Source organism: Haloactinopolyspora alba, from assembly GCF_003014555.1.
GTDB lineage: Bacteria > Actinomycetota > Actinomycetes > Jiangellales > Jiangellaceae > Haloactinopolyspora > Haloactinopolyspora alba.
In genome coordinates, this window is the sequence record NZ_PYGE01000012.1 from 1 (window position 1) to 24,961 (window position 24,961).

Sequence of the window (24,961 nt, forward strand, 5' to 3'; positions counted from 1 at the left end):
AGCGCGAAGAACCCCTCACGCACCTCATACGGCAACGCCCTCGGCAATCACAACACCCTCTCCACTAGGCGTTGCTTACACCGATAGATTCCACCCCTGGTGATGCGTGAAGAAGCCTGGTGACGGCCGTCCGGTGTGGTCGGGGGCTGCCCTGCCCCTGCCGGCGAGCCGCCCTCGGGTGACGGGTCGGTGCACGAATGTGCCGTTCGTCACCTTGCCGTGATCGATCGGACGTGGGCATACTCTTCTCATAGAGAATGAGCCTTCGTTTTAGGTCACACTGGAGAGGGGGACGCGGCGGGGCGGCCGCGATCCGGTGCCTCGTTGCTACCGTCAATGGCCTTTGACATCCGCGAGTACACCCGGAACTCCCAAGGCGTGAAGTGGCAGGACCTGCCGCTGGACGAGTTCCTCGACAATCCGTTGCCTCCCGAAACCCTGCGCACCCTGCGGTACATGTGCGACGTCGAGTACCACACGGTCTGCTACCTGCGCGACATGCTGGTCACGCCGTCGCACAAGGATCCGGACGTCACGGCCTTCATGACGATGTGGAACATGGAGGAGTTCTGGCACGGCGAGGCGCTGGCCGACGTCCTCGGAATCCACGGCGTGAGCGTCGACTACGACCATCTGAAGGCGGTACGGCTGAAGATGGGCTGGCGGGACAAGTTCGATCCGATCAAGCAGTCGATGCTCGCGAACATCGTCGGCGTCGACTTCGTGGCGGTGCACATGATCTGGGGTGCCGCGAACGAGTGGTCGGCCATCACCGCGTACAACCGTCTCGCCGAGCTGCAGGACCACCCGGTCCTGGCCGAACTGCTCAAGCGGATCGCCAAGCAGGAGGCGCGGCACGTCGCCTTCTACGCCACCCAGGCGCGGGAGCGGCTGGAGCGTAGCAAGAAGGCGCAGAAGCTGGCGCGCTTCGCACTGCGGAAGTCCTGGGGCCCGGTCGGAACCGGAGTGATGGCCGAGTCCGAGGTCCGGCACGTCCTCGGACACCTGATGAGCGGGCCGGACGGCCGTCGTGCCGCCCGCATCATCGACGGCAACATCCAGAAGATGCCGGGCCTGGCCGGGCTCACCATCGTCGAGGACGCCCTCGACGCCCGCGCCATCCCCGCCTGACGCCGCGGTCGCGGTACGCCAAATGATCAGGTGACGTTTGTGCGCCGGAGGGCGCTCCACGGTCACCTGATCGTTTGGCGTCCACATGACGGAGGTGATCAGGTGACTGCTCCGGCGCAGTCACCTCGGGTTCTGTCGGGTCTGTGTCACCTGATCGTCGGCGCCGAGTTGATCAGGTGACAAAACGACGATCAGGTGACAGTACGAGCCGCGTGTTCCGCTGCCGTTGTGAGTGGCAGCGGAACACACAGCTCGCACCAGGGGTGGCGGTTCGCGGGGATCACTCCCGCGGCAGCCCCGGCCGGTACCGCTCCACCGCGAACGATCGGTGCTCGCTGACCGTCCGGTGACCGGCCGCGTCGGTGACCTCCGCGTACCAGCGCACCCTCGTCCGCGGCCGCAGGTCCGGTCGGCGCAGCTCGACGGACGCGACGTCCGGGCCGACCAGCTGAACCGGGTCGCCGATGGGCTCGTCCGGCTCCGTCGCCAGGCTCAGCGACGACGTGGTCAGCGTGCGCACCGACGTGCCTCCGAGATCGACGGGGATGACGAAGTTGTCGGCGTCGCGCTGGTGGTACCCGCCCGGCCCGGTCATCTGCCGGTCGCCGTACGGCGACGTCGTCTCGCCCGTGTACGGAGAGTACGTGGTGAAGTAGGCGAGATCGTTCTCGACATCGAACTTCAGGTGCCGCAGGAAACCGAGGCCGCCGAACGGCAGGCCCTGGTAGTTGGTGAGCACGCCGTAGACGGGCCGGCCGTCGATCTCCTCGTAGTGCATGCCGACGCCGCTGACGTGACCGCTGAGGATCAGCTTGACGTTGTCGTACGGCGCGACCAGGGTGTCGCGGAGCCGCGGCCCCTCGCCGGAGAGCCCGCCCGGGGTGCCGGTGTAGGAGTGGGTGACGAGGATGACCGAGTGGTCGGGGTGCGCCTCGATGGCCTCGGCTGCCCAGGCCAGGTCCTCGTCGTTCGCGAAGTAGCCGACGGTCAGCACCATGATCTTGGCGCCGTTGCGCTCCATCAGGTAGTACGCGTCGTCGATGCCCTTCGAGCCGCCCCACATCTCACCGGCGCTTTCACGCAGCCGGTCGGCGGAGAACCAGCGCTCGTACAGGATGCGGCTGTTGGTGCCGTTGTCGTAGTCGTGGTTGCCCCAGGTGATCGCGTACGGGACACCGGCGTCGTCGAGGACGTCCATGGCGGCGTCGCCGGCGCGCCACTGGTACTCCTCGGACAGCCACGGCCGGTTGACCACGTCGCCGAGATGCAGGGCCATCGCGGTCTTGTTGACGTCCGCCTGTTCGGCGATGTGCTCGGTCTGCTGGCGGAAGATCCCGGGGTAGCTCTGCGCGTACAGCTGGGTGTCCGGGATGATCGCGTAGCTGAAGTCGAACTCACCGGGCCGCGGGTCGTAGCTGTCGCGCTCGGCCGGGTCCTCGTCGAGCCCGCGCCACAGCAGCAGCGTCAGCTCGCCGTCCCGCAGTGCGGTCTTGCGCGGCATGTCGATGTCCATCGACGCGGTCTCGCCGTCCGGCCCGTACGCCGAGCCCGCCTCGACCCAGCTGCCCTGCGCGTGGTCCCAGTAGTAGGCGGTGACCTCGCGCTCGGCCTTGCCGGTCCACCTCAGCCGGTACGACTCGGCGCGGACCTGCTGCTTCCGGGTCAGCTCGACGTCGAAGACCTGGTACGGAGTGACGCCGTTCCCTTCGGTGGTCGTGAACGGTTCGCCGGACACCTCGCCGTCGGTGGGGCGGACGTCGTCGGGCAACCGGGCGTCGGTGGTGCCCGACCGCATGGTGACCTGATCGGCGTCCAGCTGCACCGCCCGGCTGCGCATGAACTGGACCGACGTGGGTTCACCGGTGCCGGCGTCCACCTCGGCGTCGAGCCGGGCCTCGTCGTGACCGGGAACCACGACGCCGTCGACGGAGGTGTCCGAGACCTCGGGCGTCGACGGCGCCGCCGTGTCGGTCACCTCGAGGGTCACCTCGGCGGTGTCGGTGTCACCGTCGCCGGACGACGCGGTCAGCGTGACGGCCTGCTCACCGACGGCGTACACGGGAACGTCGACGGTGAACTCGCCGGCGCCGACGGTGCCGAGGTCGTGGTCGCGCCCGTCGACCGTCGCGGTCAGCGAAGCGTCCTCGGTCAGCACACCGTCGACGGTGACCGGTCCGGCGTCGGCGGCGCTGCCGGCCATCGGCAGCGACACGCCCAGGTCGACGGCGTCGTCGGATCGTTCCCGGACGGCGCCGTAGCCGACGGCGTCGCCGAACCAGGTGCCGTACCGGAACCGTTCGAGGTCCGGGCTGGTCCGGTTGCCGGTCAGCTGGACCTCGTCGATGGTGCCGGAGAAGCCGCCGCGGATCCGGCCTGGGTCGGAGAACGCGCCGATGGTGGTCGGTGTGTCCGGGCCGCCGAGCGTGGTGCGGTACTCGGCGAAGTTCTGGTGGACGAGCTCGCCGTCGAGGAAGACGGTGAAGGTCATGCCGTCGTAGCTGAGCGTCAGCAGGTGCGGCTCGCCGTCACCCGGCAGTTCGACCGCGCCTTCGGAGCCACGCCGGGCAGTGCTGTTCGACGAGTACCAGACACCGACGTGGGTGGCGAGCAGCTTCTGCTGCGCGGCGTCCAGGCCCAGCCGGAACGTGTCGTTGCCGCCGTTGCCCAGCATGTCCTTGGCGACGATCGCGGACAGGTCCGCGGGCTGCTCGGAGTCGGGACGGACGACGGCGCTCACGGTGATCTGGTCCAGCCCGCCGCCCACGTCGCCGTAGCGGACCTTCGTCCCGGCGAAGTCGGCGGCACGAGTCCCGCCGGGAGTGGTGTGCGCGGTCAGGCCGGCTCCGCGGACGGTACCGGTGCGCCGGCCGGTGGAGTCGGTGAGCCGTTCTCCGGGCGCGGTGGACCGGTCGAAGTGCTCGACCAGCAGGTGGTCACCACGCCAGACATCGGCGGGGTCGTTCGACGGGGCCGCGGCGCCGTAGTACGCCCACAGGTGACTCGCCGACTCCGCACCGACGTCGGCCATCCGGGCCCAGACGGTGCTGGTCCCGGCCGGATCCCAGTGTTCGATCTCGTACGGCACCGGATGCCCGACGGCGTCGACGAGCTGCAGCTCGCCGGCGGCGGTCCCCGGCGGGACGTCATCCAGGCGCAGCAGGACCGGCGTGTCCTCGACGGCGCTGCCGGTGGTGTTGCGCACGGCGATGCTCTGGCGGTGGCCGGCGCCGTCGACGTGCCACGGCACCGCGCCGTCGACCGCGGCGAGCGCGTGCTCGACCGCGGCCAGCCGGCCGGCGTTGGTGACCGCGCTCTGCTGGCCACGGCTGAGCTCGTCGTAGGCGGTGCGGGCCGCCGTGACGGCCGGCTGGTCCGCGCTGGTGGCGTCGGCCGGATCCGGGAGGGCCTCGATGGCCTCGACGACCGGTGTGACCTCGCGGTCGATGCCGAAGCCTTCGAGCGCGAACGGCTGGGCGCGGTCCTTGATCTGGTACATCATGACCTCGAGCCGGTCGCCGTCGACGCTGACACCGGCGAAGTACTGTGCGTTCCGTTCCGACGCGGTGTTCTTCCTGCCCTGGTCGGAGCGGTCGAACAGGCCGAGGTAGGCATCCATGTCGATGCCGTTCGGGTCGGTGGCCTGGTCGTAGTGCTTGGCGCCGGCGGTGTTCGGCAGCAGGTACCGGGTGCCGTCCGGGCTGACCGAGTACTCGATCCGCTTGCCGCCCACCAGCTCGGTGTAGCGGCTCGTCTCCACCGGGCGGGCGTTGGCCACGCCTTCCGGGTCGTAGGCGAGGTGCTCGGTGCGCGAGTAGATGTGGTCGTGGCCCTGCAACACCAGGTCGATGTCGAGCTCGTCCATCAGCGGCACGACCGTGTCGCGCATCGCGACGACGTCGGGGTCGTCCAGGTGCACGCCGGTGGTGTAAGGGCCCTTGTGCATGGTGACGATGATCCACTCGGCGCCACGCTCGCGAGCGGCGGTGACGTCGTCGCGCAGCCAGTCCAGCTGCTCCTGCGACACGCCCGTCTCCGGGTCCTCGTTCGTGTTCAGCACGGCGACGTGCGCGTTGCTGTAGTCGAACGAGTAGTACGTCCCGTCGGTGGTGTCGCCGTGGTGCGGCAGGTTGAAGTGGTCGACGAAAGCTCCCGCGCCGGCGTCGTGGTTGCCCGGGGCCGGGGCAACCGTCGTGCGCGTCAGGCTGCCGCCGGCGAGGTTGAGCATGTCCTTCCACATCTTCTCGTTGGTGCCGTCCTCGACCACGTCGCCGCCGTGCAGCATGAAGGCAGCGTCCGGGACGGTCGCCAGCGACTTGGCCATCGTCTCCGCGGAGACCTGCGCCTCGGCGGTGTTCTGCGACTGGGTGTCGGTGAGGCTGACGAACGAGAACGCACCCTCGTCCGGAGCGGTGCGGAACGTGCCGACGGCGCTGATGTTGCCGGTCGCGGCGTCGCCCACCCGGTAGTAGTAGGTGGCGCCGGGCACCAGCCCGTCGGCGAGCGCCGTGTAACGGACACCGTCAGGGAGCACCTCGGTGTCCGCGGCGATCTCGACGGCGTCGGCGAGGTCCGGAGCGGTACTCAGGCGGACCACGGGCTCGGCCGCCTCGTCGCGGGTGTACCAGCTGAAGCCCTTCCGCGTCCCGGCGTCGCCGTTGAACGTGACGGTGATCCGGTCCGGTCGCATCGAGGTGTCGGCGTACTCCAGAACCGGCCGGGACCGCTCGGCGTTCCACCCCCACGTGTAGCCGAAGTCCCAGCCGAGGTCCTCGTAGGTGCCGCGCTCGGCCAGCTGGGCGGCGGTGCGGTCGGCCCCGTTGGGATCGGTGGCCAGGCCGGACACCGTCTCGCCGTTGATGGTGATGTCCTGGCTGGCGAGGTTGTCCCGCAGGATGCGGCTGTAGCCGTCGTATCCGGTGATCCGGCCGTAGAAACCGCTGGTCTCGCCGGGGTAGGCATAGTTGATCGAGCCGCCGTAGGCGACGTTGGCCTGCACGGTGCCGGTGTTCGGGTACGCGAGCACCAGGGCGGCGTCGTTGCCGCGCTGCTCGTCGCGGCCCTCGACCGGCTCGGTCGACATGGTGTGCACGTCGGCGTCGACCAGGCAGCGCTGGACGGTGCCGTTGCCGTTGTTGTACGCGACGACGCCGGCGGCCATGAGGTTCGCCCGGACCGTGCCCTCGAACGAGCAGTCGCGGATGGTGCCGCCCTGGTTCTCGCCGACGAGGCCGGCGCCCTTCTCCGCGCCCGGCGCCTCGATCCGGCCCTGGACGGCGACCGACTGCACGACGCCGTCACCGTGGTTGCGCGCGACTAGCGCGGCGGCGGTGGGTCCGGTGACCGGTCCGCGGTCGCCGGACATGGTCACGTCGACGCCGGTGAGCACCAGGTTCTCGATGACGCCGGAGTTCTCGACGACCATCGCGGCGACGCTGCGGGTGGACAGGTCGGTGTCGAGAGTCAGCCCGCTGATCGTGTGCCCGGCCCCGTCGAACGTGCCGCGGAACTCGTTGACCATGGCGAACGGCCGGGTCAGCGTGATGTCGGCGGCGAGGCGGTAGTGCCGCTCGCCGGAGTGGCCGATGTTGGTCGGGTCGTTCACGAGGGCGGCCCAGTTGTGGAACTCCGCCTCGGTGGTGATCAGGTACGGGTCCTCGGCCGTGCCGGACCCCTGCAGCGGCGGGACCGGCTCGGTGCTGACGGGCTCGCGCAGGACCGGCAGACCGGTGTCCGGGTCCAGTTGCCACACCGTCTCGAAGTCGAACCCGAGGGTGGCGTAGAAGCCCTGGTCGCGCAGGGTGTCGGCGGAGACGTCCGCGCCGTTCTGGCCGGTCGCCGTGCCGGTGACCGTGTCGCCGTTGATCAGCACGTCGGCGTAGGCGTGGTTACCGCTGAGGTCGTTGCTGTACCCGTCGTACCCGGAGATGCGCCCGTAGAAGCCGGTGGTCTCGCCGGGATAGGCGTAGCTGATCGAACCACCGGTGACAACGTTATCGCGGACCGTGATGCCGTTCGAGTACGCGACGACGAGGCCCGCGTCGTTGCCGCGCTGCCCGTCGCGGCCCGCCGTGGGCTCCGTCGACGTGGCCACGAGATCCGCGTCGACGACCGTCCGTTCGACGACGGCGCCGCCGTTGCTGTACGAGGCGATCCCGCCGGGCATGAACTTCGCCGTGACCTCGCCGGTGAAGACGGTGTCCCGGATGGTGCCGCCGTAGTTGCCGCCGGCGATCCCGGCCACCTTCTCGAAGCCGGGAGCGTCGACGGTGCCGTGCACCGCGCTGGCGACGATGGCGCCGTGGTTGTCGGCGACCAGCCCGGCGCAGGTGTGCCCGGTCTCGGCGCCGTTGCTGCCGGAGCAGGTGACGTCGAGATCGTCGAGCGTGAGATTCCGGATCGTCCCGTCGTTGCGGAGGATGAACCCGGCGCGGAAGGCCGCGGGGTCGGTCGCGGGGAGGTCGACGTCCGCGGTGTAGCCGGAGACGGTGTGACCGGCGCCGTCCAGGACCCCGTCGAAGTCGCGCACCATCGGCACCGGACCGGTGAGCGCGATGTCCGCGGTGAGCTGGAACGTCTTGGCGCCGGTGTAGTCCGGGTCGCCGGCGTTGAGCAGTTCGGCCCACTGCACCAGGTCGGCCTCGGTTCCGATCAGGTACGGGTCGGACGCCGTGCCGCTCCCGTCCAGGCCTTCGGACGCCGAGGGCTGCTGGGTGGTCGCCGTGGCCGGCGACGGTGGGCTGCCGAGCGGAACCAGAACCGCCCCGGCCAGCGTCACTGCGGTCAGAATCCGTGCCAACGACATCCTCACGCGAAGCCCTTCCTCGACGGACATTGGGCTCGACACGCTAGGCGCGCAGTGTGGCCGTCGACGGAGATCGGCATGAATAGGCAGAAAACAGGCCTTGGCCGGATCGGCAGTGCGGTGAGCGCCGCGGCGCGAGGGCGCCGGTCTAGTGCGGCCGCACTAGACCGGCGCGAGGGCGCCGGTCTAGTGCGGCCGGCTCGCGACGTAGACGTGGTAGTCGACGTGGCGGCCCTCGCGCCGCACGGTGCGGACGAGCTCCTCGACGTCGCCGACGACGTCGGTGAGGTCGGACGACAGCCGCGCCGACGGCGCCGACGACCACACCGCGAGCATCCCGCCCGGGCGCAGGCGGTGCGCGGCGGCACGTAGCAGCGGTGGCCGGTACACCTCGTCGTTGGCTTCGTGGACGAGGAAGTCCGGCCCGTTGTCGACGTCGAGCAGGATGCCGTCGTAGGACTCCGCGGTGCCCGCGCGCATGACCGACCGGATGTCGTCGACCGACACGTGCACCCGCGGGTCGCGGACGACGACGTCGGCCCCCGGCACCGTTCCGGCGCGCAGCAGCCGCACCAGCGCCGGCTCCATCTCGATCACGTCCACGCGGCGAACCCGGGCGTCGGCCAGCAGCTCCTGCACGGTGAACCCGAACCCCAGCCCACCGACGAGCACCCGGCCCGGCGCGTCGTGCCGGTCGAGGAACGTGGTCGCGAGCAGGCGCTCGGTCGAGGTCTCGGCGGTGTCCATGAGGAACGTGCCGTTGACGATCAGCTCGTAGACGTCGGCGCCGTCGGTGCCCGCTCGCCGCCGGACCACGACCTCGCCCCCGACCCCGTCGACGCGCTCGACGGTCTCCAGTCCATCCAACACAGCAGCAGCGTACGAGTCGATTTCGGTTGGCCGGCGGGTACTGATCACGTAATCTTCATCACAGTTGGGCGCTCCGATGACGTGGCGGTCACCAGGGGCGGCGCATGACTGCTCCTGGAGGCGACGTGAGCAGACGAAGCGCAACACTGGCTGTGGCGGTGACGCTGGCCCTGGGCCTGCCCGCATGCGGAGGCGACTCCGGCCCGCCCACGCTGACCTGGTACATCAACCCCGACGCCGGGGGCCAGGCGGAGATCGCCGACCGCTGCAGCGAACAGGCCGCGGGCGAGTACCGCATCGAGACGTCGCTGCTGCCTCGCGAGGCGTCGGCGCAGCGCGAGCAGCTGGCGCGGCGGCTCGCGGCCGAGGACTCGTCCATCGACCTGATCAGCATGGATCCGCCGTTCATCCCCGAGTTCGCCGAGGCAGGGTTCCTCGCGGACATCCCCGACGACGTGGCCGAGGCCGTCACCGAGAACGTCGTCCAGAGCGCCATCGACGGCGCCACCTGGAAGGACGAGCTGGTGGCCGTCCCGTTCTGGGCGAACACCCAGCTGCTCTGGTACCGCAAGTCGGTGGCCGAGGCGGCCGGCCTCGACCCGGCGAACGAGCCGGTGACCTGGCAACAACTCATCGACGCGGCGGCACAGCAGGACAAGTACCTGGGGGTGCAGGGCATCCGCGCCGAGGCGCTGACGGTGTGGATCAACGCGCTGGTCGCTTCGGCGGGCGGCGAGGTCCTCACCAACCCGGAGGCGCCGGTGGAGGATGTCGAGCTCGGCCTGCAGTCCGAGGCCGGCCGGCAGGCCGCGGGGATCATCGGGACCATCGCCCGTCAAGGTCTCGGCGGGCCCGGGTTCTCCAACGAGGACGAGAACGCGTCGATGCTGCAGTTCCAGGGTGAGAACGGGTCGTTCATGGTGAACTGGCCGTTCGTCTGGGCGGCGACGCTGGCGGGCGTCGAGGAAGGAACGCTGGACCAGTCACTGATCGACGACATCGGGTGGGCGCAGTACCCCTCGATGGTCGAGGGCGAGCCGTCACGTCCTCCGTACGGCGGCATCAACCTCGGAATCGGGGCGTTCAGCGAGCACGTCGACCTCGCGATGGACGCGGCGCAGTGCATCGTCAGCGTCGAGAACCAGGCCTACTACATGGTGTCCAACGGCAACCCGGCGTCGAACACCGAGGCATACGAGGACCCGGACGTGCAAGAGACGTTCCCTATGGCGGACCTGATCCGGGAGTCGCTCGAGCAGGCCGGGCCACGACCGAAGACGCCGTACTACAACGAGGTGTCCACCGGTCTGCAGAACACATGGCACCCGCCGAGTTCGGTCCGGCCGGACTCCACGCCGCAGGAGGCAGCCACCTTCATCACCGAGGTGCTGCAAGGGGAGAGGTTGCTATGACGACGACCCCCGTTCCGGACATCGCCGCCGAGCAGGCCGAGGTGCCGGCGTCGGTCAGTGAACGAGCACGGGCCGAGCGGAGGCTCGGATGGTGGCTGGCCGGTCCCGCGTTCGTGGTGATGCTCCTGGTCACGGCCTATCCGATCGCGCAGGCGTTCTACGAGTCACTGTTCCAGTACCGCCTCACCGACCCCGAAGCTCGCGAGTTCATCGGCCTGTCGAACTACGGCGTGGTGCTCACCGACGGCGTGTGGTGGAGCGCCGTGGGGGTGACCGTGCTGATCACGGTCATCACCGTGGCGGTCGAGGCGGTGCTGGGTTTCGCGCTGGCACTGGTGATGCATCGCGCGTTGCGCGCCCTGCGTCCGCTGCTGCGCACCGTGATCCTCGTCCCGTACGCGATCATCACCGTGGTGTCCGCGTTCGCGTGGTTCTACGCATTCGACATCAGCACCGGCTTCGTGAACTCGTGGTTCGGCTGGCTGCCCGGCATCAGCGCGGACACCAACTGGTTCGGCGAGTTCGGCACGTCGGTGACGGTGATCATCGCCTCGGAGATCTGGAAGACGACCCCGTTCATCTCGCTGCTGCTGCTGGCCGGGCTCGCGCAGGTCCCGGACGATCTTCAGGAGGCGGCCAAGGTCGACGGTGCGACCTGGTGGCAGCGCATGTACAAGGTGACGATCCCGAACATGAAAGCGGCGGTCATGGTCGCGCTGCTGTTCCGCACGCTGGACGCGTTCCGGATCTTCGACAACGTGTTCATCATGACCCAAGGGGCGAACAACACCGAGGTCGTGTCGTTCCTCGCGTACCGGCAGACCATCAGCAGGCTCGAGATCGGGCTCGGGTCCGCGGTGTCGGTGCTGCTGTTCCTCTGCGTCGTGCTGATCAGCTTCACGTTCATCAAGTTGTTCAAGGTCGACCTGGCCAGCGCGAGAGGTGAGCGGTGATGGACGAGGGGAAGGTCTCGAGGCGGGACCGTTCGCTGTGGTGGATCGCCGGTGTGGTCGTGATCGCCTACGCGCTCTTCCCGGTCGCCTGGATCGTGTCGGTGTCCTTCAAGACGCCCAGTGACCTCGGCAGCAACCGGTTCCTGCCGACCACGTGGGTCTGGGAGAACTACGAGAACATTCTCGCCGGCGGCGCCCAGGACCTGTTCCTGTCCGCGCTGCGGAACTCCGTCGGCATCTCGCTGCTCGCGACGTTCATCTCCGTCGTGCTCGCGACGTTCGCCGCCTACGCGATAGCCCGGCTGGACTTCCCCGGTAAACGGGTGATTCTGACGACGGCGCTGGCGGTGGCGATCTTCCCGGTGATCTCGATCGTCACGCCCCTGTTCAACCTGTGGCGCAACATCGGCCTCTACGACACGTGGCCGGGGCTCATCATTCCGTACCTGTCGTTGACGCTGCCGATCTCGATCTGGACGCTGTCGGCGTTCTTCCGGCAGATCCCGTGGGAGCTCGAACAGGCGGCCCAGGTCGACGGCGCCACCACCTGGCAGGCCTTTCGCAAGGTCATCGTGCCGCTGGCGACGCCAGGCGTCTTCACCACCGCGATCCTCTCGTTCTTCATCGCGTGGAACGACTTCGTCTACGGCATCTCGCTGACATCGACGGAGGCGGCGCGCCCGGTGCCTGCCGCGCTGGCGTTCTTCACCGGCGCGTCCCAGTTCGTCGACCCGGCCGGCGCGATCGCCGCCGCGGCCGTCGTGGTGACCATTCCGGTCGTGGTGCTGGTGCTGCTGTTCCAACGCCGGATCGTCTCCGGCCTCACCCAGGGCGCCGTCAAGGGTTGACGTCGTCGAAGTCCGTAGGAGAACCCCATGGCCGATATCACGCTGAAGAACATCACGAAGCAGTACGGCGACGGCTACCGGGCGGTCCGCGACGTCAACCTCGACATCGCCGACGGCGAGTTCGTCATCCTGGTCGGCCCGTCCGGGTGCGGCAAGTCGACGTTGTTGCGCATGATCGTCGGACTGGAGGACATCACCAGCGGCGACATGCTCATCGGCGGCGAACGGGTGAACGAGAAGGCACCACGTGACCGCAACCTGTCGATGGTGTTCCAGAACTACGCCCTGTACCCGCACCTGACGGTCTACGAGAACATCGCGTTCCCGCTGCGGCTGGCGAAGTTCGGCGACGCCGAGGTCGACCGGCGGGTGCACCAGGCGTCCGAGCTGCTCGAGCTGGACGAACACCTGCAGCGCAAACCGGCGAACCTCTCCGGCGGCCAACGCCAGCGGGTCGCCATGGGGCGCGCCATCGTCCGGCAGGCGCAGGCGTTCCTGTTCGACGAGCCCCTGTCGAACCTGGACGCCAAGCTGCGCGGTCAGATGCGTGCGGAGATCTCCCGGCTGCAGAAGCGGCTCGGCATCACGACCGTCTACGTCACCCATGACCAGATCGAGGCGATGACGCTCGGCGACCGGGTGGCGGTGCTGCGCAAGGGCGAGCTGCAGCAGGTGGCGACACCACGCGACCTGTACACGAGCCCGGTCAACCTGTTCGTCGCCGGGTTCATCGGCTCGCCGCCGATGAACTTCATCCCCGCCACCGTGAGCGACGGCGAGCTGCACACGCCGTTCGGCGAGTGGCGGCTGCCGGAGTCCCGGCGGCCCGACCTCGGCGGGCACGACATCGTGCTGCTCGGGGCGCGGCCGGAGTCGTTCGAGGACTCGTCGGTGGTGCCGGACACGATCCGCGAGCACGGTGTCGTGTTCGACGCGAACGTCGACGTCATCGAGTGGCTGGGCAACGAGCAGTACGCCTACGTCCCTTACGAGGCGCCGGAGGACATCCGCGCGCAGCTGGCCGATCTCGAGCGCGAGCTGGACAGTGAGGCGATGCGGACCCAGCTGGTGGTCTCGCTGGACGCGACCAGCCGGATACCCGAGGGGACGACGGCCGAGCTGTGGCTGGACCTGCGCAAGATCCACGTGCTGGACCCGGCCACCGGGCGCAACCTCAGCGTGGCTGCGGCGGACGCGGCAGGGTCGGACGGCGCGGCGGGGTCGGAAGGCGCCGGCGCCACGTCCGACGCGTCCGCACCGGAGCCGTCGCCGGCCGCTGACGAGAATCCGTCGCCATGACCGGGCTCCGGCCGGGCCCCGCGCGGCCGGCGGCGTACCGTCCCCGGGGTGGAATGTCGGGGACTTCTCCTCCCTGCGGACGGCACGTTGGTTGCTAAGGTCATGTGTTGTGGAAGAGAGTCGCGATCAACGTGCGCTGCGGGCGTCCGACGCCGACCGTGAGCGCGTCGCGGACCTCCTCCGGCAGGCGGCATCCGACGGGCGGTTGAGCCTCACCGAGCTGGACGAGCGGATCGACGCGCTCTACGCCGCGAAGACCTACGCCGATCTCGAACCCGTGGCGCAGGACCTTCCCGGAGCCACGCCGACCGCTCCGGAACCTTCCTCGTCACCGGCGGCCACCAGCCGCGAAGCGGTGCCGGGCGGCCGGGTGGGCGGTCGAGCGGGCCGCTCCGAAGGCAAGGCCGTCTTCGCCGGGCTGGTGCGACGCGGCGAGTGGGTCGTGCCCAGGTGCTACAAGGTCAAGGCCGTTTTCGGTGGCGCCGAGCTCGACCTGCGGAAGGCCCAACTGGAGGCGGACGAGGTCGAGATCCGGGTCAAGGCCGTCTTCGGCGGCGTCAACATCGTCGTCCCCGAGGACGTGTACGTGATCGTCGACGGTGACGGCGTGTTCGGCGGTTTCTCCGACGACGCGAGCAAGCGGCAGCCGTCGGGTGACCCGCCCGTCGTCAAGGTCTACGGCCGGGCGGTCTTCGGCGGCGTCAGTGTGCAGCGCAAGGGGGACGGCGACGATGGCTGAGGGCCAGGAGCAGCCGCGTCGCGGGCCGGAGGCCGACCTGCCCGACGTGCGCAGCGGCGCCGATCTGCGCTGCTCGGACGTCGACCGCGAGCGGGTGGCCGAGGCGCTTCGCCAGGCGGCCACCGACGGCAGGCTGACCCTGACCGAACTGGACGAGCGCATCGACGCCACGTTCCAGGCGCGGACCTACGGCGACCTGCAACCCATCACACGGGACCTGCCGCAGGGGCCGTACCCGGTCCCGGGCGCCGCGCCGGCGCCGCAGTGGCAGCCCGACACCACGGCGGGAGCGGCCGGAGCGGCGAGTCCGAACGGGTCCGGCGCGCCGGCCCGTCACCAGACGCCCGTCCCCGACGGCCCTCCGCCGCCCCCGGAACGCATCACCGGGATCCTCAGCACCGAGAAGCGCAAGGGTCGCTGGGAGGTGCCCGCGCGGCTCGATCTCACGACGGTGCTCGGCGAGATCGTCATCGACCTCACCGACGCGGTGGTGCGCTCGCCGGAGGTCGAGATCCAGGTCGGCGTCGTCCTCGGCAGCGTGACGCTGATCGCGCCCGAGGGCGCCGACGTCCGTCTCGAGCACGGCGCCAACGTGCTGGGCGAGCGGAAGATGCGGCTGCGCTCGGCCGCCGTGCAGGGCGGGCCGGTGTACCGGGTGCGCGGGTTCGTGGTGCTGGGCGAGGTCGTCGTGCGCGCGCCGCGGCGCTGATCGGGAACGTCCGTCCTTTCCCATGATCATCGGCACTTTCCGGGTCATGGAACTGCCGATGATCACCGCCGTCGACCGTGTACCGCAAATCGTGACAGTTCAGCGGATACTCACCGCAGATGCGGGAGTATTCTCGACTTCATGCCGTGTTTTCGGATCGCCGAGGCCGCCCGGATCTTGGGCGTCAGTGACGACTCGTTGCGGCGGTGGGCCGAAGCGGGAAAGGTCGAGCTGTACCGCGACGACGCCGGACGGAAGGTCGTCGACGGCGTCGAGCTCGCGCGCGTCGCACGCGAGATCGTGCCGGCCGAGACCGCGCTGCCGATGCCGCGCGAGTCCGCGCGCAACCACTTCCCGGGCATCGTCGTCGGCGTCCGCAGGGACCCGGTGATGGCCCAGGTCGAGATCCAGGCCGGCCCGCACCGGGTGGTGTCGCTGCTCAGCGCCGAGGCGGTCGACGAGCTGGGGCTCGAGGTCGGCGTCGCGGCCATCGCGTCGGTCAAGGCCACCAACGTCGTCGTCGACCTCCCGGAGCCGTGGTCATGAGGGACGCAGGTGCGCGGCGCGTCGGCATGCTCGTCCAGGCGATCGGCGTGGCGGGCCTGCTGGTCGCCTGCGGTGGCGACGCGGAGGGCGCCTCGCATCCTGACGGTTCGCCGGCGGACGGCTCCGGCGCGCGGATCTCGGGCGAGGTGACGGTCCTGGCCGCCGCGTCGTTGACCGAGCCGTTCGAAACGCTCGGAGAGCGGCTCGCGGACCGGTACCCGGACCTCGAGGTGACGTTCTCGTTCGGGCCCAGCTCAGGACTCGCCGAGCAGGCCGCCGCCGGTGCGCCGGCCGACGTCCTCGCGACCGCGAACACCGTCACCATGGACACGGCGGTGCAGGCGGGCGTCGTCGACGGGACGCCGCGCGTGTTCGCCCGCAACACGCTGGCGCTCGCCGTCCCGGCGGGCAACCCGGGGAACGTGACCGGCCCGGCCGACCTCGCGCGCGACGAGCTGCGCGTCGCCGTCTGCGAGCCCAGGGTCCCGTGCGGCGCCGCGGCGGAGGCGTTGCTGGACAGGGCGGGGGTCGAGGCCGCTCCGGACACTCTCACCACGGACGTCAAGGAGGCCGTGTCGCTGGTCTCGCTGGGCGAGGTCGACGCGGCCCTGGTGTACCTGACCGATGCCGCGGCGGCGGGCGATGCGGTCGAGACCGTGGACGTTCCGCGGGCCGGCGCCGTCGTGAACGACTACCCGGTCGCCGTCATGGCCGACGCGCCGAACCCGGACGGTGCGCACGCGGTGGTCGACGCGGTGACGGGCGAGCTCGGCCGGGACGTCCTCGCCGAGGCGGGCTTCCTCGAGCCATGACCGGCCACCGGCGGCGGACGGACGGGCGGGTGCCGGTGGCGCTGCTGGTCCCGTCGGTGCTCGGCGTGGCCGTGCTGGTGCTGCCGATGGTGGGGCTCCTGCTGCGCGCGCCGTGGCGGCGGCTGCCGGACATCCTGTCGTCGGACGCGGTGCTCACGGCGCTGCGGCTGTCGCTGACGACGGCGACGGCCGCGACGGCGTTGTCGCTGGTGTGTGGCGTACCGGTGGCCTGGTTGCTGGCCCGCACGCGGATGCCCGGCCGCTCGCTGCTGCGCGGAGTCGTGACGGTGCCGCTCGTGCTGCCGCCGGTCATCGGGGGGATCGCGCTGCTGATGGTGTTCGGCCGGCGTGGCGTGCTGGGCGGCTGGCTGGACGAGGCCCTGGGGGTGAGCCTGCCGTTCACGACGGCGGGGGTGGTTCTGGCGCAGGCGTTCGTCGCCATGCCGTTCCTGATCGTCTCGGTGGAGGGCGCGCTGCGGACGACGGACCGCCGCTACGACGACGTCGCGGCGACGCTCGGTGCCTCGGCGTGGACGACGTTCCGGCGGGTGACGCTGCCGTCCGTGGCGCCGGGCGTGCTGGCCGGAGCGGTGCTGTGCTGGGCCCGTGCGCTCGGCGAGTTCGGCGCGACGGTGACATTCGCGGGCAGCTTCCCGGGCACCACCCGCACGCTGCCGCTACAGGCCTATGTGGCCATCGGTTCGGGCGACACGGACACGGCCATCGTGCTGAGCCTGCTGATGATCGCGGTGTCGGTCGCCGTGCTCGTGGCGATGCGACGGCGCTGGGTCGGTGCGTGATGGGCCTGGCAGCGCGGGTGGAGGTGGACCGCGGCGAGTTGCGGCTGCAGGTGGATCTCGAGGTCGGTGCGGGGGAGGTGGTTGCCCTTCTGGGCCCGAACGGGGCGGGCAAGTCGACACTTCTTGACGTACTCGCCGGGCTGCTCCCTCCCGACGCCGGGCGGATCGCACTCGACGGAACGGTCCTCGACGACGTCGCTCACGGCCGGCGCACCGCGGCGCGCCACCGCGGGGTGGGTCTGGTCGCCCAGGACTATCTGCTGTTTCCGGGGCTGACGGTGCTCGAGAACGTGGCGTTCGGGCTGCGCGCCCGCGGTGAGACGCGCCGCTGCGCCCGAGAACACGCGCGGCAGTGGCTGCACCGGATGGACCTCGGCGAGCACGAGCGCCGGCGACCCGGCGAGCTGTCCGGCGGCCAGGCGCAGCGGGTCGCGCTGGCCCGGGCGCTGATCGTCGAACCGCGGCTGCTGCTGCTGGACGAGCCACTCGCGGCATTGGACGCCGGAACCCGCCCGATCGTCCGAGCTCAGCTGCGCCGGCACCTTGCCGGCTACGAGGGCTGCACGGTGATCGTCACGCATGACCCGCTGGAGGCGATGGTGCTCGGGGAGCGGATCGTCGTCGTCGAGCGCGGGCAGGTCGTGCAGCAGGGCGCACCGGACGAGGTGGCGCGGCGCCCGCGCACCGACTACGTCGCTCGGCTGGTGGGCCTCAACCTGCTCCGCGGCACCGCCCGGGGACGCGTCGCCGAGGTGGGCGACCGCGCGGAGGTGACGCTCGCCCACGACGCACACGGCCCGGTGCACATCGCGTTCCCTCCGGTCGCGGTGGTGCTCAGCCCGGAGCGTCCACAGGGTTCGGCGCGCAACGCCTGGCCGGTCACGGTCCGCGATCTGGAGGCGCACGGCGACCTGGTGCGGGTGACGGCCGACGGCCCGGTTCCGGTGCTGGCGGACGTGACGCCGCTGGCGGTCGCGGACCTGGGGCTGGCGCCGGGTGTGCGGGCCTGGGCGTCCGTCAAGGCCGGCGAGATCAGCGCCTACCCGGCGTGAACGCCCTCCGGCCGGGCCGTGTACGGCGGTCCGGCCGGGCCGTGTGCGGCGGTCGGAGCGGCCCCGCACGCGGGCGGGGGCGGCTCCGTCCGGGCGCCGTGCGGCTGGGACCATGAGAGGCATGGCACGCTCGAGCCGAGGCAACCCGTCGCTGGGCGACATCCTGCGCAGCGTCCTGGTGCTCGGCGGTGCGCTGGCCGTCGTCGCGGTCGTGTTCAACCTGCTCAACGAGTCCGAACCGCGGCTGCCCGAACCGGTCGACTACTCCGCCGCGCTCGAGGTGGCGCGAGCGGAGTACGGTTACCCGGTGCTGGCGCCCGGAGATCTTCCCCAGGGCTGGCGCGCCACCAGCGTCGACTTCGCGCAGGAGGCCGGCGGCGACCGGTGGCGGCTGGGCTTTCTCACCGAGGACGAGCAGTACGTCGGCCTGCGTCAGTCCGACGGCGAGATCGAGGCGTATCGCGACGAGCACCTGGACGGGTTCACCGCCGACGGAGAGAGCACGGTCGACGGCACCCGCTGGACGCGGATGATCGAGGACGGCAACGCACCCGACCGTGCGCTGGTCCGCGTGCACGACGGCGCCATCACCATCGTCATGGGCACGATGTCGTACGCGTCTCTGGAGCAGTTCACCGCGCGGCTCCGGTGATCGTCAGGGCGCACTGTCGCCGGGGCGGACGTCGTCCCCTGGTGATCACTCCGATTGGGAGTTCTGCTGGCTCGGCGCGTCCTGCTGGCTCGCCGCGTCCAGCCGTTCGCGCGCACCCTCGAGGTAGCGCTCACACAGTGCCGCGAGCTCCTCGCCGCGCTGCCACATGGCCAGCGAATCCTCGAGCGTCGTGCCGCCCGCCTCGAGCTTCGCGACGATCTGGACCAGTTCGTCGCGGGCTTCCTCGTACGTCGGCTCGGCGTCGGTCATGGACGGCACCCTAGTCGCGGCGTACCGGCTCCCGCGACCGGCGGGCGCCGATCCGTCACGCCGGCCGAGGCTCGAGGACGACGACGGGGATGGTGCGGTCGGTCCGCTCCTCGTAGGCGCCGAAGTCCGGTATCGCCTCGGTGTGCGCCGCCCAGAGCCGGTCGCGCTCGGTGCCGTCCGGCACCACGGCCGTCGCGGAGATGGTGCGGTCACCGAGTTCGACGGTGACGTCCGGGTCCGCCTGGACGTTGCGGAACCATGCCGGGTCGTCGTCGGAGCCGCCGTTCGAAGCGGCCACGACGATCCGCTCGTCGACGCTCGTGTAGGCCAGCGGGGTCACGATCGCGCGCCCGCTGCGTCGTCCCGTGGTGGTGAGCAGGAGCAGAGGCACGCCTTGGAACGGTCCGCCGACCTGTCCGGCGTTTGAGCGGAACTCGGTGATGATGTTCTCGTTGAACGACGACACGGGGGTGCTCCTGTCGGTCTGCGCTGAGGTGATGGACCATCTTCAGCGATGACCGTCGATGAACTATTCCGTGTCCGGTGCGGAGTCCGCCGACGGCGGCTCGTCCACGGTGGCGGCGATCTCGCCTCCGCTGACCAGGAGTCGTAGCCGGTCACCGGCGCTGACCTCGGACGGGTCGCGGACGACGGCGTCGTCGGAGCGTTGCACCACGGCGTAGCCGCGGTCGAGGGTGGCCGCCGGCGAGAGCGCCCGGACACGGGCACGGGTGTGCTCCACGTCGGACGCGGCGCGGTCCAGCAGGTGGCGCACGGACCGGCGGGCCCGCTGCACCAGTCCGGCCAGCTCGTCGGTGCGCAGCCGAATGCCGTGGTGCGGGTTCGCCAGGGCCGGGCGCGAGCGCATCGAGTCCAGGCCGGCGCGCTCGCGTTCCAGCCAGCGGCGCATCGTCGCCCGGATCTGCTCGCGTGCACGCGCCACCCGCTCGAGCTCCTCGTGGACGTCCGGGACGCTGCGGCGGGCCGCGTCCGTCGGCGTCGACGCACGATAGTCGGCGACCAGGTCGACCAGCGGGGTGTCGCTCTCGTGCCCGATGGCGCTGACGACCGGGGTGGACGCGGCGCCGACGGCTCGGACCAGCGACTCGTCCGAGAACGGCAGCAGGTCCTCGACCGAACCGCCGCCACGAGCCATGATGATCACGTCGACGTCCGGGTCACGGTCCAGTGCGCGTAGCACCTCGAGGATCTGGCTCACCGCGTTCACGCCCTGAACGGCGACCGGTTCGACGCGGAAACGCACGCCCGGCCACCGGCGCCGGGCGTTCTCGAGCACGTCGTGCTCGGCCTTGGAGTCGCGCCCGCAGATCAGCCCGACCCCGCGCGGCAGGAACGGGAGCGGACGTTTCCGGTCGGTCGCGAACAGACCTTCGGCGGCGAGGATCTTGCGCAGCCGCTCGATCCGCGCGAGCAGGTCGCCGAGGCCGACCGGGCGGATGTCGTCCGCCGCCAACGACAGGGTGCCTCGGGTGTGGTACCAGGACGGCTTGGCGTGGACGACGACCCGTGCACCGTCGGTGGGCGGCGCCTCCATGGCGTCGAGCAGCCGGGTCGGGCAGGTGACCGTGACCGAGACCTCCGCCGACGGGTCGCGCAGCGTCAGGAACGCGGTGGACGTTCCCGGCCGGCGCGAGTACTGGGCGACCTGCCCTTCGACCCACACCGCGCCGAGGCGGCTGATCCACTGCCCGATCAGCTGCGAGATCACCCGCACCGGCGCCGGCTTCTCCGGGGATGTGTCCAAGGCCACGGGGACACGTTACGTGCTCGGGCGAGCAGGGCGCCGTCGCACATACGATGGGTCCCATGACTGCTGAGGGGCGTGTCCTGCTGGCGGCACCGCGCGGGTACTGCGCGGGTGTCGACCGGGCTGTCATCACGGTCGAGAAGGCGCTCGACCACTACGGGCCACCGGTGTACGTCCGCAAGCAGATCGTGCACAACAAGCACGTGGTCGAGACGCTGGAGGAGCGCGGCGCGATCTTCGTCGAGGAGCTCGACGAGGTTCCCGAGGGCGCACTCGTGGTGTTCTCCGCGCACGGTGTGTCGCCCATGGTGCACGACCAGGCCGCCAAGCGTGAGCTGCGCACCATCGACGCCACCTGCCCGCTGGTGACCAAGGTGCACAACGAGGCGCGGCGCTTCGCCAGGGACGACCTCGACATCGTCCTCATCGGCCACGACGGCCACGAAGAGGTCGAGGGCACCGCCGGTGAGGCCCCGTCGCACGTGCAGCTGGTCGAGAGCCCGGACGACGTCGAGAACGTCGAGGTGCGCGATCCGTCCAAGGTGGTGTGGCTGTCGCAGACGACGTTGTCGGTCGACGAGACGTTCCAGACCGTCGACCGGTTGCGCGAGCGGTTCCCGGACCTGATCAGCCCGCCCAGTGACGACATCTGCTACGCGACGCAGAACCGCCAGGTCGCGGTGAAAGAGATCGCCGCCGAGTCAGAGCTGGTGCTGGTGGTCGGGTCGTCGAACTCGTCCAACTCGGTGCGCCTGGTCGAGGTGGCGCTCGAGGCCGGCGCGGACGACGCTCACCGGGTCGACAACGCTGACGAGATCGACGAGTCGTGGCTGCAAGGGGTCCGCACGGTCGGGCTGACCAGCGGCGCATCGGTCCCGGAGGACCTCGTCGCCGGGGTGATCGACTGGCTGGCCGAGCGTGGTTTCCCGACGGTCGAGGAGCACCGCACCACCGAGGAGTCGCTGATCTTCTCGCTGCCCCGCGAACTCCGCCGCGACCTCAAGTCGTCTGCTGCCTCGGAATGATCATGTAGTCGTGTGGGCTCAGTCTTCTGAGCTCAGTCTTCGGCGCACAGTGCCGCGGGCAGCTTGTGGCGCCCGCTTCACGGGTCGGGGAGTTGGAAGTGCCAGATGACCAGCGAGGGTCGACCGCTGGCCGCCCGGACCACCGAGGGCATGTAGGCCATCAGCGACCATGGCCAGTCTTGCCAGTCTCCGATTTCGGTCGTTGGTTCGGGTAGTGGTCCGGCCGCACGGTTGCTGTGTGGCTCCTCGCACCGCTTGACCTGCAGACCGAGGCTCAAGGCCGGGCGAAGGTAGTCGCCGAGTTGGTGGCGGCAGGTGGTCACGATGCGCGGTTCGCCTCCCGGGTCCGATCCCTTGATCGCCGAGCCGCGGGTAACGAGTTCGTGGTGCACATCCGAGATCACCAAGTCGCCGCCGGGACGCAGCACGCGCGTGAACTCTGCCAATGCAGGAGCGAGGTCAGGGACGTGGACGAGGGCGAGTGCACAGACGATGACGTCGACCGAGTCGTCCGGCAGTGGCAGCCGTTCCACGTCCCCGACGTGGAACTCGCCGTCGGGGACACGCTGGCGAGCGTGAGCGAGCATGTCGGGTGAGCTGTCGACGCCGATCACCTGGTGCCCGCTCTCGGCGAGGAGTTCGGCGAAGCGGCCGGTCCCGCAGGCAGCGTCGAGCGCTACGCCGGGCTTCCGGTCACTCAGAAACTCGGTGACGAACGGCACGTCGACGTCGAACAGCCCGCCGCCTGCCTGTGCGTCATAGCTGGCGGAGCGTTGCTGGTAGATGTCGGCCGGGCCCGCCCACCCGGCGTGCACCCCGCGGTCACGCAACTTCTCGTCGTCGAGCAATCGGCGGATCTCGGCAAGCCGGGCATCGGTGAACTCGCGATCGTGATCACCGGCCCACCCGTCAAGCAGTGCGACGCCTTCGAGGCCGATCAGAAAGGCCAGGGGGTCCTGGTAGATCATGGAGACTGACCGTAGATGAGGGCGAAGAGCCGGGCTACCGAATTTCCGCCCAGCATGGAATTGCATGCGTCACGAGGCGTGCAGGCCTGGTGACGCGTAGACACGCCTGGTGATGGCGGCGCATCGATCACCGGCGCAGCGGATTGGTCGCGGAGAGTCCGCCGGTGTGCTCAGTCCTTGGCGCAGCGGCCGCCAAGGCCACCGGCGAGCAGGACGACGGCCCAGATGGCCAGCGGAACGCCGGGCCAGAAGTTCTGGACCTCGCCGGACGCGACGCCGGTGATCGCCCAGATGCCGATCATGATGACGGCGCCGCCCAGCCAGGCCTTCCACTCGCCGAAGTACTGGGCCATCTCGCGCCGCTGCCGTTCGTCGGCCTTGCGCTGCTGTTCGGCGCGCACCTGTGCCCTCTGCCGCTCCAACGGCTGGGGGAGATCGGCGGTGAGCAGGTCGAGCTCGCCGTAGGTGCGTGCCTGCCACGCGGCGTCGAGGCGGCGTTCGTACTCGTCCTGGTCGAGGCGCCCTTCACCGAAAGCGTCGCGGAGATCACCGGCGACGACGTCGCGATCGTCGTCGGACGCGCGGTACTCGGGACGGTGGATGGTGTCGTCGCTCATGACCGCCTCCCCTCCGGCATGCCCGGTTCGTCCCAGGATACGACCGATCGGCGGCTACGGAACCCGTTCGAGCTATCCGAACGAGACAGCCCGAACGCCGACACGGCGGCGCCGGCGGCGTCTCACGCCTTCGCGATCCGACGTCCCGACGGTTTGCCGACGTGCCGCCGGGCTATCCGTTGGTGCCGTCGCGCTCGGTGTCCGCGCCGGCGGCGTTGACGCCGTACCTGGGGTCGGCGTCGATGTCGTCGAGCGCGAGCAACGACTGGTCCGGAGCGGCGGCGAGGTCGGCCGGCTGGATCTGCCGCGTCGTCCGCTCGACCTGCGCGGGGCTCTCGAGCTCGTCGTCGACGACTTCGAGCTCGGTCATCTTCCGGGCGGTCACGAGGACTCTGCTCTCGAGAGAACTGACCGTCTCGTTGTACGCCTTGACGGCGTTGTCGAGCTGCCGGCCGAGCTTGCCGACATGCCTGCCCATGGTCGACAGGCGCGTGTGCAGCTCCCGGCCGAGCTGCAGCACCTGCTGCGCGTTGCGTGCCAGCGCCTCCTGGCGCCAGGTGTAGCCGACCGTGCGCAGCAGCGCGACGAGCGTCGCCGGGGTGGCGAGGACGACGTTGCGCTCGAAGGCGTGCTCGAACAGCGACGGATCCTGCTGCAGCGCGGCGTCGAGGAACACGTCCGACGGGACGAACATCACGACGAACTCCGGCGTCGGCGCGAACTGCGCCCAGTACTGCTTGCCGGCGAGCGAGTCGATGTGCGCCTGCAGGTGCCGGGCGTGCGCGGCCAGCCGGTCGTTGCGGGTGGCGTCGTCGCGCGCCTCCTGCGCTTCGAGATAACCGCTGAACGACACCTTCGCGTCGACGACGACGCGCTTGCCGCCGGCGAGATGGACGAGCATGTCCGGCCGCAGCTTGCCGTCGGCGGTGTCGGCGGTGGCCTGCTCGACGAAGTCGACGTGCTCGAGCATGCCGGCGGCCTCGACGACGCGGCGCAACTGCAGCTCGCCCCAGCGCCCACGGACCTGGGGCGCGCGCAGCGCGGTGACCAGCTGCTGGGTCTCGAGCCGCAGCTTCTCGGAGTTCTGGCCCATGCTCTCGACCTGGGTGCGCAGCTCGGCGTAGGCGGCGGACCGGGCGCGCTCGAGCTCGTTGGCGTGCTCGGTGACCTTGGCGAGCTGCTCGTTCAGCGGCTTGACCATGGCCTCCACCGCGGCGCGGCGATGCTCGAGTTCGGTCTTGGTGCGTTCCTCGGAGCCCTTCAACTGCTCGGTGGCGAGCTCGAGGAACTCGGCGCGGTTGCGGCGCAGGGCGTCGTTGGACAGCCGGTCGAACTCCTGGGTGAGCCGTTCCTGTTCGGTGCGCAGCAGGGCGAGCTTCTCGTCCGCGCTGTTGCGGGTGTGCTCGATCTGGGCCTCGAGCCGTGCCTTGTCGGCCTGGGCCTGGCGGAGGTGCTGCTCGGCGTCGTCGAGCTCGGCGTGTGCGGTGTCGCGCTCACCACGGATGGTGTCGCGTTCGGCGCGGGCGGCGTTGCGCTCGGCCGCCAGCGTGGCGGTGCGGCCGCGGACGGTCAGCGCCCCGAGCGCGAACCCGACGAGCAGGGCGAGTGCCGCTACGACCAGACCGGTGGCATCCATGTGTCCACTGTGCCTTCCGCCTCAGACACATCGTCGAAGGCGCGGCGTGACC

Annotated in this window: 21 protein-coding genes; 13 read left to right on the forward strand and 8 right to left on the reverse strand. The window is 70.4% G+C overall.

Annotated elements, in window-relative coordinates:
- The first annotated feature begins 336 nt into the window (after nt 1-336).
- A complete protein-coding gene (locus CLV30_RS15985) occupies nt 337-1,131 on the forward strand; it encodes a ferritin-like domain-containing protein (protein WP_106538238.1) in 795 nt (264 codons plus the stop codon).
- Nucleotides 1,132-1,411: 280 nt separating this feature from the next.
- Here CLV30_RS15985 and CLV30_RS15990 read toward each other — a convergent pair whose 3' ends face one another.
- Together CLV30_RS15990 and CLV30_RS15995 are read right to left on the reverse strand one after the other, a co-directional pair.
- A complete protein-coding gene (locus CLV30_RS15990; RefSeq protein WP_129711066.1) occupies nt 1,412-7,927 on the reverse strand; it encodes a metallophosphoesterase in 6,516 nt (2,171 codons plus the stop codon).
- Between the two features lie 192 nt (nt 7,928-8,119).
- Nucleotides 8,120-8,803, reverse strand: a complete 684-nt coding sequence (locus CLV30_RS15995; RefSeq protein ID WP_106538240.1) for a spermidine synthase family protein — start codon at nt 8,801-8,803, stop codon at nt 8,120-8,122.
- 125 nt (nt 8,804-8,928) lie between these two features.
- Between CLV30_RS15995 and CLV30_RS16000 the strand changes: the two genes are divergently transcribed.
- From CLV30_RS16000 to CLV30_RS16050, 11 genes are all read left to right on the forward strand, one after another.
- Nucleotides 8,929-10,215, forward strand: a complete 1,287-nt coding sequence (locus tag CLV30_RS16000) for an extracellular solute-binding protein (RefSeq protein WP_205740991.1) — start codon at nt 8,929-8,931, stop codon at nt 10,213-10,215.
- A complete protein-coding gene (locus tag CLV30_RS16005; protein ID WP_106538242.1) occupies nt 10,212-11,168 on the forward strand; it encodes a carbohydrate ABC transporter permease in 957 nt (318 codons plus the stop codon). Before CLV30_RS16000 ends, CLV30_RS16005 begins: the two co-directional genes overlap by 4 nt.
- Complete coding sequence (locus CLV30_RS16010; RefSeq protein ID WP_106538243.1) at nt 11,168-12,016, forward strand: carbohydrate ABC transporter permease; 849 nt, start codon at nt 11,168-11,170, stop codon at nt 12,014-12,016. The genes CLV30_RS16005 and CLV30_RS16010 overlap by 1 nt, the downstream gene beginning before the upstream one ends.
- A 27-nt stretch (nt 12,017-12,043) precedes the next feature.
- On the forward strand, nt 12,044-13,315 hold the full coding sequence (locus CLV30_RS16015; RefSeq protein ID WP_106538244.1) for an ABC transporter ATP-binding protein: 1,272 nt from the start codon (nt 12,044-12,046) through the stop codon (nt 13,313-13,315).
- Between the two features lie 109 nt (nt 13,316-13,424).
- Entirely contained in the window at nt 13,425-14,054 is a 630-nt protein-coding gene (locus CLV30_RS16020; RefSeq protein WP_106538245.1) for a DUF1707 SHOCT-like domain-containing protein, read from the forward strand.
- Nucleotides 14,047-14,763 carry a DUF1707 SHOCT-like domain-containing protein gene (locus CLV30_RS26550; protein WP_165358696.1) on the forward strand — a complete coding sequence of 239 codons (717 nt, stop codon included), beginning with the start codon at nt 14,047-14,049 and terminating at the stop codon, nt 14,761-14,763. The genes CLV30_RS16020 and CLV30_RS26550 overlap by 8 nt, the downstream gene beginning before the upstream one ends.
- A gap of 141 nt (nt 14,764-14,904) precedes the next feature.
- Nucleotides 14,905-15,309, forward strand: a complete 405-nt coding sequence (locus CLV30_RS16030) for a TOBE domain-containing protein (protein WP_106538246.1) — start codon at nt 14,905-14,907, stop codon at nt 15,307-15,309.
- On the forward strand, nt 15,306-16,121 hold the full coding sequence (modA, locus tag CLV30_RS16035) for a molybdate ABC transporter substrate-binding protein (protein WP_205740992.1): 816 nt from the start codon (nt 15,306-15,308) through the stop codon (nt 16,119-16,121). The genes CLV30_RS16030 and modA overlap by 4 nt, the downstream gene beginning before the upstream one ends.
- The gene (locus tag CLV30_RS16040) at nt 16,118-16,921 is read left to right on the forward strand and encodes an ABC transporter permease (RefSeq protein WP_106538247.1); all 804 of its coding nucleotides are present in this window, start codon (nt 16,118-16,120) and stop codon (nt 16,919-16,921) included. The genes modA and CLV30_RS16040 overlap by 4 nt, the downstream gene beginning before the upstream one ends.
- Nucleotides 16,921-17,973 (forward strand): sulfate/molybdate ABC transporter ATP-binding protein, encoded by a 1,053-nt coding sequence (locus tag CLV30_RS16045; RefSeq protein ID WP_106538248.1) that lies wholly within the window; start codon nt 16,921-16,923, stop codon nt 17,971-17,973. Before CLV30_RS16040 ends, CLV30_RS16045 begins: the two co-directional genes overlap by 1 nt.
- Before the next feature lie 121 nt (nt 17,974-18,094).
- Nucleotides 18,095-18,625, forward strand: coding sequence for a DUF4245 domain-containing protein (locus tag CLV30_RS16050; RefSeq protein WP_165358697.1), 531 nt, complete (start codon nt 18,095-18,097; stop codon nt 18,623-18,625).
- A 45-nt stretch (nt 18,626-18,670) separates the two neighbouring features.
- Here the strand turns inward: CLV30_RS16050 and CLV30_RS16055 are convergent, their stop codons facing one another.
- The 3 genes from CLV30_RS16055 to xseA all read right to left on the reverse strand — a co-directional run bounded on the left by CLV30_RS16055 (nt 18,671) and on the right by xseA (nt 20,666).
- Nucleotides 18,671-18,895 carry an exodeoxyribonuclease VII small subunit gene (locus CLV30_RS16055; protein WP_106538250.1) on the reverse strand — a complete coding sequence of 75 codons (225 nt, stop codon included), beginning with the start codon at nt 18,893-18,895 and terminating at the stop codon, nt 18,671-18,673.
- Nucleotides 18,896-18,950: 55 nt separating this feature from the next.
- Nucleotides 18,951-19,361, reverse strand: coding sequence for a nitroreductase family deazaflavin-dependent oxidoreductase (locus CLV30_RS16060; protein WP_205740993.1), 411 nt, complete (start codon nt 19,359-19,361; stop codon nt 18,951-18,953).
- Between the two features lie 63 nt (nt 19,362-19,424).
- Nucleotides 19,425-20,666, reverse strand: coding sequence for an exodeoxyribonuclease VII large subunit (xseA, locus tag CLV30_RS16065; protein WP_106538252.1), 1,242 nt, complete (start codon nt 20,664-20,666; stop codon nt 19,425-19,427).
- 47 nt (nt 20,667-20,713) lie between these two features.
- Between xseA and CLV30_RS16070 the strand changes: the two genes are divergently transcribed.
- The gene (locus CLV30_RS16070; protein WP_106538253.1) at nt 20,714-21,688 is read left to right on the forward strand and encodes a 4-hydroxy-3-methylbut-2-enyl diphosphate reductase; all 975 of its coding nucleotides are present in this window, start codon (nt 20,714-20,716) and stop codon (nt 21,686-21,688) included.
- A gap of 77 nt (nt 21,689-21,765) precedes the next feature.
- Here the strand turns inward: CLV30_RS16070 and CLV30_RS16075 are convergent, their stop codons facing one another.
- From CLV30_RS16075 to CLV30_RS16085, 3 genes are all read right to left on the reverse strand, one after another.
- On the reverse strand, nt 21,766-22,656 hold the full coding sequence (locus tag CLV30_RS16075; RefSeq protein ID WP_106538254.1) for a class I SAM-dependent methyltransferase: 891 nt from the start codon (nt 22,654-22,656) through the stop codon (nt 21,766-21,768).
- Between the two features lie 170 nt (nt 22,657-22,826).
- Nucleotides 22,827-23,273 carry a DUF1707 SHOCT-like domain-containing protein gene (locus CLV30_RS16080; protein ID WP_106538255.1) on the reverse strand — a complete coding sequence of 149 codons (447 nt, stop codon included), beginning with the start codon at nt 23,271-23,273 and terminating at the stop codon, nt 22,827-22,829.
- 172 nt (nt 23,274-23,445) lie between these two features.
- A complete protein-coding gene (locus tag CLV30_RS16085) occupies nt 23,446-24,909 on the reverse strand; it encodes a DNA recombination protein RmuC (protein WP_205740995.1) in 1,464 nt (487 codons plus the stop codon).
- Nucleotides 24,910-24,961: the final 52 nt, after the last annotated feature.